Origin of the sequence: Collinsella aerofaciens (assembly GCF_040926185.1) — a bacterium.
Lineage (GTDB): Bacteria > Actinomycetota > Coriobacteriia > Coriobacteriales > Coriobacteriaceae > Collinsella > Collinsella aerofaciens_BC.
In genome coordinates, this window is record NZ_JBCOIQ010000010.1 from 58748 (window position 1) to 68517 (window position 9770).

Consider the following 9770-nt stretch of genomic DNA (forward strand, 5'->3'; position numbering starts at 1 on the left):
CGTTTAACCACTCCCTGGGGTGGGTGTGAGCGATAGCTCCGGTAACCACCGCCCGCCCCAATCTCTCTTCCGTATCCTTCGTGCGTTTTGTCTCCGCGCACCGGGTTACTTCGTCGCCCGCCGGTGCGACTCCGTGAAAACCGGCGCCGGGCGCCCCGACCTTTGCCGGGGAACGGGCGCCTATCATCTCTTGGTTTTAGGCCGCGGGTAACCCGCCCGTGGCAAGCGATCGTTCGATTTGGAGGAAATCTTATGCGTACGATCACCGAGTCCGAGTCCACCCCCAAGGCCGACGGCTTCTTTATGCCCGCTGAGTTCGCCCCGCAGGATCGCGTGTGGATGGGTTGGCCCCACCGCACCGACACCTGGGCTCACGGCGCCAAGCCGGCTCAGAAGCAGTATGCCGCCATCGCCCGCGCCATCGCCGAGTTCACCCCGGTCACCATGTGTGCCAACCAGGCCGACTACGCCAACTGCAAGGCCGTCTTCGAGGAAGACGAGAACGTCACCGTTATCGAGATGACTACCGACGACGCCTGGTTCCGCGACACCGCTGCTACCTACGTCATCAACGGCAAGGGCGAGAAGCGCGCCAACCACTGGCACTTCAACGCCTACGGCGGCCTCGTCGACGGCCTGTACTTCCCGTGGGACAAGGACGAGCAGATCGCCCTCAAGATGGCTGAGCTCTCCGGCTGCCGCCGCTATCGTCCCGATGACATGATCCTCGAGGGCGGCTCCATCACCGTCGACGGCGAGGGCACCCTTGTCGTGACCGACCAGTGCCTGCTTTCCCCGGGCCGCACCTGCTCTGCGGTGCTCGAGGAGGAAGAGGATCCCGAGTCCATCTGGCCCAAGTTCAAGAAGAAGTTTGAGCCCTGGAGCGAGGAGCTTCGCGCCTACATGGACGAGCACCTCAAGGATTACCTGGGTGTCGAGAAGGTCATCTGGGTCAAGGAGGGCATCGACCCCGAGGAGACCAACGGCCACATCGATGACGTCGCCACGTTCATCGCCCCGGGCGTCATGGCCTGCATCTGGACCGACGATCCCGAGTACCCGTTCTACGAGCAGTGCCACGCTGCCTACGAGACCCTCTCCAACGCCGTCGACGCCAAGGGCCGCAAGATGAAGGTCTACAAGCTCTGCATGCCCGTGAACCCGCTGTTCATGGACCAGGCTTCCTGCGACACCATCGATGCCGATGAGAACGCCGAGCCGCGCGTCCCCGACGAGCCGCTGATCGCCTCCTACATGAACTACCTCGTGACCAACCACGGCGTTATCGTCCCGCAGTACGGCGACGAGAACGACCAGCTGGCCGTCGACACGCTCCAGAAGATCTACGACGAGGTCTGGGGCGAGGGCGTCTACAAGTGCGTCGGCGTTCAGTCCGAGCAGGTCGTCTTCGGTGGCGGCAACATCCACTGCATTACCCAGCAGGAGCCGTCCGCTTAATCGTCTGGCTTTCCGAGGCACCCCATCTCGCCGCTCAAACCGTCGCTCGCGTACCAAAGTACGCTTCGCTCCTCTTTCGCGGCGACCTGGGGCACCTCGAAAACCCAGCCGATCAATCGGACAATCGGCAAATCAGTCCATCTCGGGGCATTGATGGTCGGTTTATTCGATGTCTTGGTCGGCTGGGTTTTTCTTTGGGCACTCCGTTGCCTCCACTTCGGAGTGCCCGCCTCTTTGATTGAGTACGCGTCTGATCTGGGATTTATTGCGGGTTAGGCCAATTGTTCGCTTGAATATCCCAGGTCAGACGCGTCTTCAATTGCCAAAAGATTCCGGTCGCAATCGCGGCCGTTTTGATCGGAGTATCTATGTACCAGCGTATCGTTATCTACACGCGCCTGTTCCGCGAGCGTTGGTCCAACAATTGCATCCTCTCTTCTCTTTGGGATGGCACCTGCACCGGTGACGCGGCCTGCAACCCTACCTTGGGCTGCGCCTTCGGTACAGATGCCATCCTTTTTGCTGTAGGGGGAGCGTGTCGTGGCAGGTAAAAAGTTCTCCCTGTTCGAGGTCATCCTCTCGGTTATCTGCGTTGTCTTTACCATCGAGGCGGCCGCTCCGGCATCTGCCATGGGTAACGTGCAGTTCTTCTGGTGGATCTTCCTCATCATTACGTTTTTGCTTCCCTATGGCCTGGTGGTGGCCGAGCTCGGTACGGCGTTCGATTCCGAGGGCGGCCTGTACGATTGGGTTCGCCTGGGCTTGGGCGACCGTTGGGGCGCCCGCTGCTCCTGGTGCTATTGGGTCAACTTTCCACTGTGGGTGGCAAGTATCGCCTGCATGTTCCCCAGTGTCATCAATGCGGTATGGGGCATCGAATTTTCGCTTGGGGTCCGAATTGCCATCGAGCTTGCCTTTGTGTGGGGCGTCACGGTCATGGCAATGCAGCCGGTGGCCGAGGCCGATTGGGTCATGGATGGCGGCGCCGTCATCAAGGTGCTCATTACCGCCGTGGTGGGAATCATCGGCATCTGGTTTGCCTGCAACAACGGCTTTGCCAACGATATGTCGTTTAAGACCTTTGTCCCCGATCTGGGAGACACTAACTCACTGACGTATCTTTCAATCATCCTATTCAACTTTATGGGCTTTGAGGTGGTCGCGACCTTTGCCAGCACGATGAAGAACCCATCGCGCGATATCCCCAAGGCGGTTATCGCCGGTGGCGTTGCCATCGCGGCGATCTACATTATCTGTGGCATCGGTATTGGAGCCGCGGTTCCCACCGAGCAGCTTTCACTCGATTCGGGCATTGTGGACGCGGTTGCCGCCATGGTGGGGCGCGCTCACCCGCTGACGATGGTCGTGGGCGTGGCCTTTCTGGTAACGCTGTTTGCCAACATGATCTGTTGGAGCTTTGGCGTCAACAACGTGGCGAGCTATGCCGCGCGCCATGGCAACATGCCGCGTCCCTTTGCGCTGGTGTCCAAGAAGACCGGCATGCCCAACGGCTCGGCACTCATTAACGGTTGTTTTGCCAGCTTGGTGCTGCTACTTCAGATTCCGCTGGGTGAAGGTTCCGACGTCTTTTGGGTCTTCTTCTCGATGAACGTCGTCTTTCTGCTCATGAGCTATATCCCGATGTTCCCGGCGTTTTGGCGCCTGCGTAAATACGACGACCGCCCGCGTGTGTTTCGCGCGCCCTTCGAGGGCAAGGTGCTTGCGGTAGCGCTTGCGGTGCCGGTGGTAGAACTCGTGCTTTCGATTGTTGCGACAATCGTGCCGCTTAACAGCTCGCCCGCCGAGATGTCAAAGTTGCCGATCCTCATGGGTGTGGTGATCGGCGTGTTGCTGGGCGAGGTTTCGCGCCTCATATCGCGCCGCAGCCGCAGCATCGACAATCCCGGCGTTGGCGCAAGGGGGACAGGTCGCTTTGCACCAAAACAGTAGCGCCGCGAGTTGTGCGGTGCTAGATGCATCTTGGATTACTGCTCACGCTGCTCGGGATCAGATGCGAGCTTGGGTGCAAAGTAGGGGACGTGGCCCAGGTAGGGGCAGCTGTCCGAACGCGCCTCAACGGCGCAGGGGACATTGTCGTAGGTCATGGAAGAACCGAGTCGGGTGATGGCCTTGGCGGCGGGCGCGACGAGCATCTTGAGCGGAGCGATCGGTGTCATGGCATCTCCTTTCATCGGTGAGACACAGCTTGTTTATCTAAACGATACAGTACGTTTAATCGGTGAGTCTAATCTTGCGGCAAAGAATCTGTCAACATCCTCACAGCATCTAGACAGGGGAGGCGGGCATGAGTTTCGCGTTCTATATCTACACCACGATTATCATGGGTGTGGCTCTGGTGACCAGTGCCGTGGCATTGGTGGTTTGGCTCATGACGCGCCGTCGCGACAGCCTCGTGGCCGCGGCGGGTTTTTTGCTCTATATGCTCGATATGTCGGTCATCTTTTTTGACGAGTACAATCGGCTCAAATACGACTACGCCGTTACCTTTAGCGAGCCGCTGCAGCACCCCTTGCTGCGCTGCGTGCTTGGTATTGCCATCTATGCCTGCGTGGTGCTATGGATGTTTGCGCGCTTGCGCAAAAGACCGACGTCGCGCATGCTCGGACTCGCTATCGTGCCGTTTTCAATCTTGCAATTGCTGCTGGTGCCTCGCAGCGGCGCTGCCGGAGAGGTGCAGCAGTATCTCTTTTGGCTCACGCGTGACCTGGGTAATGTAGGATGTCTTGCCTATGCCGCCTGGCATTACCGGTACAGAGCAACGCGTGTTGAGAAACTCGACCTCGACCGCTCAAAGCTCTTTTGGAAGGTGGCCTTCGTTCTTGTGTTTTGCGTGATCGCCGAGGACACCTACATGATCTTGTTCTGCCGCCCCGACTCCCAAAACCCCGTCATCGGCCTCTTTTTGTGGTATCTGTCCGAGCGCAATATCTCCGAAAACGTACTGCTCGTGGTATGCGCGGCTCAGCTTTTTTGCCAGTTTAGCCATATCCTGCGTGTGTATGCCCGTCATCCGCGTGCCGATGAGGACGTGGCAGCCGAGAGCGCAAGCTCTGAGGACGATCTCGCATCGCGTGTGGTGATTTATGCCGACGCCCATAAGCTGTCACGGCGCGAGCAGGAGGTGCTCACGCTGGTGCTGAAGGGCAACGACGCCCAAAACATCGCCAGCGAGTTGGTCATCAGCCCTGGCACGGTCAAGGCACACTTGCATCGCATCTACGTTAAAAGCGGCGTCTCCAACCGAGATGACCTTATAGATACCTTTTGGCGTTCCTAGCCTCATTCTTCCTCGCATGCGGGTCTTGCTGTGTGGGCGGCCACACCGTTGGGCGTAATGAAGCGGTAATAATCTCAGACAATAAACCTGCAGGTAAAGCGTGTAAACCTGCTTAAACTGACCGTTTGCGGTCCCTGGCCTTGGCACGGATTTGCCCCTGTGTATCAATGGGTGTAGCGCGAAGCCGCGGACGTGGGACAGACGTCCGAGCACGGCTTGTAGGCACGCGCCGATGCGGGAGCGCTACGCTCCCAACCGAGTGCCCACGCGGGCGGTGCGTCCGCGTTACAACCAAAGATGCCTGAGGAGGCTCGCATGGACAAGGCTGATGTAGTTATCAAGAGCGACGCCGTCTTTACCGGCGATGGGCCCGAGCCGTTTAAGGGCGGCGTTGCCGTGCGGGGCGATAAAATCGTTGCCTGCGGTGACGATGCTCACCTGGCACCGTTTATCGGTCCCGATACCGAGGTGCGCGACTTTGGCGACCAGCTCGTCATGCCCGGCCTGATCGACTCGCACACGCATTTTGCCCAGGGCGCGTTTATGACCGACCCCGATTTTGCCGTCAACCTCATCGACTGCACCAGTTTTGAGATGGCGATGGAACGTGTCGTGGCGTTTGCGGCCGACCATCCCGATAACGAGTGGATTCTGGGCTGCCAGATTATCCAGTTCCAGTGGGATGTCCCCGAGATGCCCACGGCCGCGATGATCGATGAGTACATCTCCGACCGCCCGGTATTTCTGCAGCAGGTTGACTTGCATACCTTTAGTGCCAATACCTGCGCCATCAACAAGGTGGGAGTAACTTCGCAGACGCCCGATCCCGCAGGCGGCAAGATCCTTAAGGATGCCGACGGCAATCTGACGGGCGTGTTTTCCAACAACGCCGGCGCCTTCTTTATGGACGAGGTCTACGACCCAGCGCCCGAGGTTGTTGACGCGTCGTTTGCAAAAACCGCCCGGCGCGCCAATGCCCTGGGAATCACTACGGTCGGCATGGTCAATCCTACGTTTGTGAGCGTGGAAAACCCGTATGCGGTGTTGGCAGGTCTTAATGCCAAGGGCGACTTGCCGCTGCGCGTGTTCCTGTACACCGACCTGTTCGAAAACGAGTCCTTGACGCTCGAGCAGATCAAGGAGAAATACGCCTTCCCGGGTACGCAGGTGGAGTGGCACGGCTTTAAGCAGTTCCTTGATGGTGTGTGCTCCGACCATACCGCCTGGATGCTTGAACCCTATAGCAACGCACCCGACACCTGTGGTGAGCCCGCGGAGGAGCCGGAGCGCATCCGTGCTGCCATCCTGAGGGCGCAGGAATGGGGCGTTGACACGCGCATCCATGCAATCGGCGATCGCTCGGTGCGTTTTGTGCTCGATTGCTTTGAGGAGGGCGAGCGCTTGCATGGCAAGCGGGATTGTCGCCACTCCATGGAGCACAACGAGACGGTTCAACCCGAGGATATGCCGCGTTATGCCGAGCTCGGCGTCTGCCCCGGCATGCAGCCGTGGCACATGCTGCTCGATATGGCTGACCTTGCCAAGGACGAAGCCGTGGGTCCCGAGCGTGCCGCGCTTTCGTGGCCCCTGCATAGCCTGCTTGCCAGCGGAGCCGTGGTGCACCTGGGCAGTGACTTCCCCGTTGTGGGCTTGGAGCCCATGGAGGAGGTGTACGGCGCGGTCTTCCGCATGCTCGAGGACGGTTCCAACCCTGAGGGCTGGTTCCCCCAGGAGCGCATTACCATGGCCGAGGCTCTGCGCGCCTACACCTATGGCAGCGCCTACGCCATGCATGCCGAGGACCGCATCGGCACGCTCGCGTGCGGCAAACAGGCAGATATCTGCGTGCTCGACCGCAATCTCTTTGATTGCGAGCCGGCCGAGGTGCTCGAGGCTACCGCAGCCCTCACGATGATCGCCGGCAAGGTGGTCTTTGAGGCATAGCGCCATCGTTTGATTGGGCGGCTTGGTGCCAGTTGTCAGCCGCCTGACATCCATTCAGCACTACTCTCTCAAGGAAAGGGGAGAACAATGGCAGAAGAAGTAACCGCTGCCGTGGAGGTGGAGCGCGAGCTCGCCTCCCAACCGATTCCCGGTCTGGTGCGTAAGTACACCATCGTCACCGGCCAGGGCATGCTCGCCCAGATCATCATGGTGGTCCTTGAGGGCCTCGTGATGGGTTGGGGCCTAGGTGCCCACGGCCTGGCATGTGTCTCGATCATTATGTCGGTCGAGTACATCAACCTGGCCTTTGGCAACCTGTTTGGCACCGGCGTGCCCGCCGTGGTGGGCAACCTTTTGGGTGCCGGCGACATCAAGGGCGCAAGCAAGGCTTTTAGCCAGGGCTTTTGGCTCACCACGATCGTGAGTGTGCTGCTTGCTGTGGTGATGGCAGTGTTTACCGAGCCCATCTGCACATTCTTTGGCGCCACGCCCGACATCATGGCCGATACCGTTGCCGGCGTGCGCACCTTCGCCGTGCTGCTGCCGCTCACGGTCATTGGCCAGATGATCACCGCTGTGATGCGTGTGGACGAGAAGGTTCAGATCCAGGCCAACCTCATGACCGTTTCGGCCATCGTCGCCATCTGTTGGCTCGCGCTTTCCACGTTTGTGCTCAAGTTTGGCGTTATGGGCGCCGGCGTGTACTACGGGCTTTCCATCGGTATCTGGGCCATCGGTATCTTCTGGTTCATCGGGGGCAAAAAGTCCCAGCTCCAGATTAGCCTGGCCGACCTTAAGCTCGACCTCGCCATCTGCGGCCAGATCTTCAAGATCGGCTTCCCGTTCTTCCTGGTCCAGGGTGCGACCTTTATCTTTAATACCGTTGCCAACTCGCTTTTGGGTTCGCTCGGCGGCGACATGGGCTCGCTCTACATCGCAGCCTTTGGCGTGATCAACGGCTACATCCTCTACATTACCATGATGGTTGCCCAGTGCTTCTCCTACGGTCTGCAGCCCATCGCTGCCTTCAACGCCGGCGCAAAGGCTTGGGCACGCCTTAAGGAGACGCTCTCCTGCACGCTTAAGTACCAGGTTGTGACGCTGGCGCTGGTCACCGTCGCGCTCTGGCTTGCCGCCACCCCGGTGTGCGCCTTCTTTGCCGGCAGCGATCCTGCGCTCGTTGAGGTTGCCGCCAACGCCACGCGTACTGTCATCCTGGCTGTTGCCCTGGGCTATCTTGCCATGACCATGTCGATGTATTTCCAGGCGGTCGAGAAGGTGGGTGTCGCCACGTTTACGGGCCTGCTTCGCTATGTGATCTGCTCGGTGCCGCTTATGTACCTCCTCGGCAACATGATGGGTGTCGAGGGCGTGTGGATCGCCCTGGTGGTGGCCGATGCCATTACTGGCATCATCTCCATTGCGCTCGCCGCGCACGAGTCCAAGCGCCTTGCCACGCTCTAGGCTCGGACATGGCTGGCGTACGATAGTCGAACAAGTTAACTCGCCTGCAAGCCACCACAATGGGGACAGCCCCCATTGTGGTGGCTTTTGTTATTTAGGGTCTGAGATTTCGGCTCTATAAATAATGCTTTTGAACTGGGTTACTATAAGATTATGGTAAACGCTACTATAAGATTATGGAGAATGAAACTATTCGATTATGGTAACAGCGTAATAAGGGGCGTTGATATGGCTGAGTTCATTAACAGGGATTTGCATGAGTTGCTCATTCGCATGGCAGGCTGGTTTCCTGTTGTGTCGTTGACAGGGCCTAGGCAGAGTGGTAAGTCTACGCTGGTTCGGCATGCCTTTCCCGACTATTCCTACGTCACGCTTGAGGACCCTCAAACGAGGCGCGCGGCCTTGGAGGATCCGGTGAGTTTTATCCGCAACCGAAAGGGCGGACTCATCATCGATGAGGCGCAATACGCCCCGGATTTGTTTTCAATGATCCAGGTTGTTTCGGATGAGCGGGGAGACGCCGGTCAATACATCCTTACAGGCTCGCAAAACTTTTTGATGATGAAAAGCATCGGGCAGTCTCTTGCCGGGCGAGTCGGGATCTTAAAATTGCTGCCATTATCGTTTCGAGAAGCGGAGAGGGGCCAGCAGGGGCAGCTGGAAGTGGATTTGTTCGCGCTCGAAGGGGGATACCCTCGCCTGCGTTCCGCCGGAATGCCGTCCTCGGTTTATTTTCCCAGCTATATCGATACCTATGTTGAGCGCGATGTTGTGGGCTTGCTTGATGTGCGCAATAAGGCGGAGTTTCATAAGTTTCTGTCCATAATTGCTCAGAGCGTCGGTGCCCTCATCAATATATCCTCGCTTTCTCGAGATACGGGCGTGAGCGTATCGACCATTAAAAGCTGGTTGTCCATTCTGGAGCAGAGCTACCTGACGTTTTCGCTGCAGCCCTATTATGCAAATGCCAAGAAGCGTCTAACTAAAACGCCCAAGCTCTATTTTTACGACACGGGGCTGCTCTGCTACTTGCTCAAAATTGGATCACTGGAGCCACTATTGGAGAGCCCTTATCTGGGGGCCGTTTTCGAAAACCTCATCGTTTCCGAAACGGCGAAGAGCCATCTCAACGTGGGCGAGAATCCCGAGCTGTATTTCTATAGGGACGACAGCAAGCGTGAAATCGATTTGCTCGACTGTACAAACTCAGGGAGTCCCAAGGCTATCGAAATAAAATCATCCAGAACGTATCACGATAAGTACGCCCGCCATCTACAGACTGTATGCGATGAGATCGACATTGCAAAAGATGCGCGCTATGTTGTGGCCCGCGTGGACTCAACGTATGAGTCGAAAGACTGTAGTGTGGTTTCGGCGCGTGATTGGCTTTTACGATAACAAGCTCGGCGTATTAACGGCTGCCGCGAAGGGAACCGGCCCCCTTTTTGCGGCGGTTTTTGCCTATCTGGTGCGTCTTAGATGCAAGTGAGTAGACTTATTTGGATATGCCGAGCACATCGCAACAAATACTCAATAAAACCGACGCTCCTATAAGTTGTCAATAGGCAGTTTGCGGGAGCGCTCCCTTCAATTCGCACAGGAGCTC

At 58.0% G+C, this 9770-nt stretch carries 7 protein-coding genes; 6 read left to right on the forward strand and 1 reads right to left on the reverse strand.

The window, feature by feature from the left end; translation table 11 throughout:
* Positions 1–252 precede the first annotated feature (252 nt).
* Positions 253–1458 carry an agmatine deiminase family protein gene (locus AB5750_RS05975; protein WP_368145820.1) on the forward strand — a complete coding sequence of 402 codons (1206 nt, stop codon included), beginning with the start codon at positions 253–255 and terminating at the stop codon, positions 1456–1458.
* Positions 1459–1998: 540 nt separating this feature from the next.
* Positions 1999–3408, forward strand: a complete 1410-nt coding sequence (locus AB5750_RS05980; RefSeq protein ID WP_368145821.1) for an APC family permease — start codon at positions 1999–2001, stop codon at positions 3406–3408.
* Between the two features lie 35 nt (positions 3409–3443).
* Here the strand turns inward: AB5750_RS05980 and AB5750_RS05985 are convergent, their stop codons facing one another.
* The gene (locus AB5750_RS05985) at positions 3444–3635 is read right to left on the reverse strand and encodes a hypothetical protein (protein WP_117746649.1); all 192 of its coding nucleotides are present in this window, start codon (positions 3633–3635) and stop codon (positions 3444–3446) included.
* 128 nt (positions 3636–3763) lie between these two features.
* Here AB5750_RS05985 and AB5750_RS05990 point away from each other — a divergent pair, with 128 nt between their 5' ends.
* The 4 genes from AB5750_RS05990 (at position 3764) to AB5750_RS06005 (ending at position 9562) form a co-directional block, all read left to right on the forward strand.
* Entirely contained in the window at positions 3764–4756 is a 993-nt protein-coding gene (locus tag AB5750_RS05990) for a helix-turn-helix domain-containing protein (RefSeq protein ID WP_217750206.1), read from the forward strand.
* A 315-nt stretch (positions 4757–5071) separates the two neighbouring features.
* Entirely contained in the window at positions 5072–6700 is a 1629-nt protein-coding gene (locus AB5750_RS05995; protein WP_368145822.1) for an amidohydrolase, read from the forward strand.
* Between the two features lie 87 nt (positions 6701–6787).
* The gene (locus tag AB5750_RS06000; RefSeq protein ID WP_368145823.1) at positions 6788–8164 is read left to right on the forward strand and encodes an MATE family efflux transporter; all 1377 of its coding nucleotides are present in this window, start codon (positions 6788–6790) and stop codon (positions 8162–8164) included.
* Positions 8165–8392: 228 nt separating this feature from the next.
* Positions 8393–9562 carry an ATP-binding protein gene (locus AB5750_RS06005; protein WP_368145824.1) on the forward strand — a complete coding sequence of 390 codons (1170 nt, stop codon included), beginning with the start codon at positions 8393–8395 and terminating at the stop codon, positions 9560–9562.
* Positions 9563–9770 lie beyond the last annotated feature (208 nt).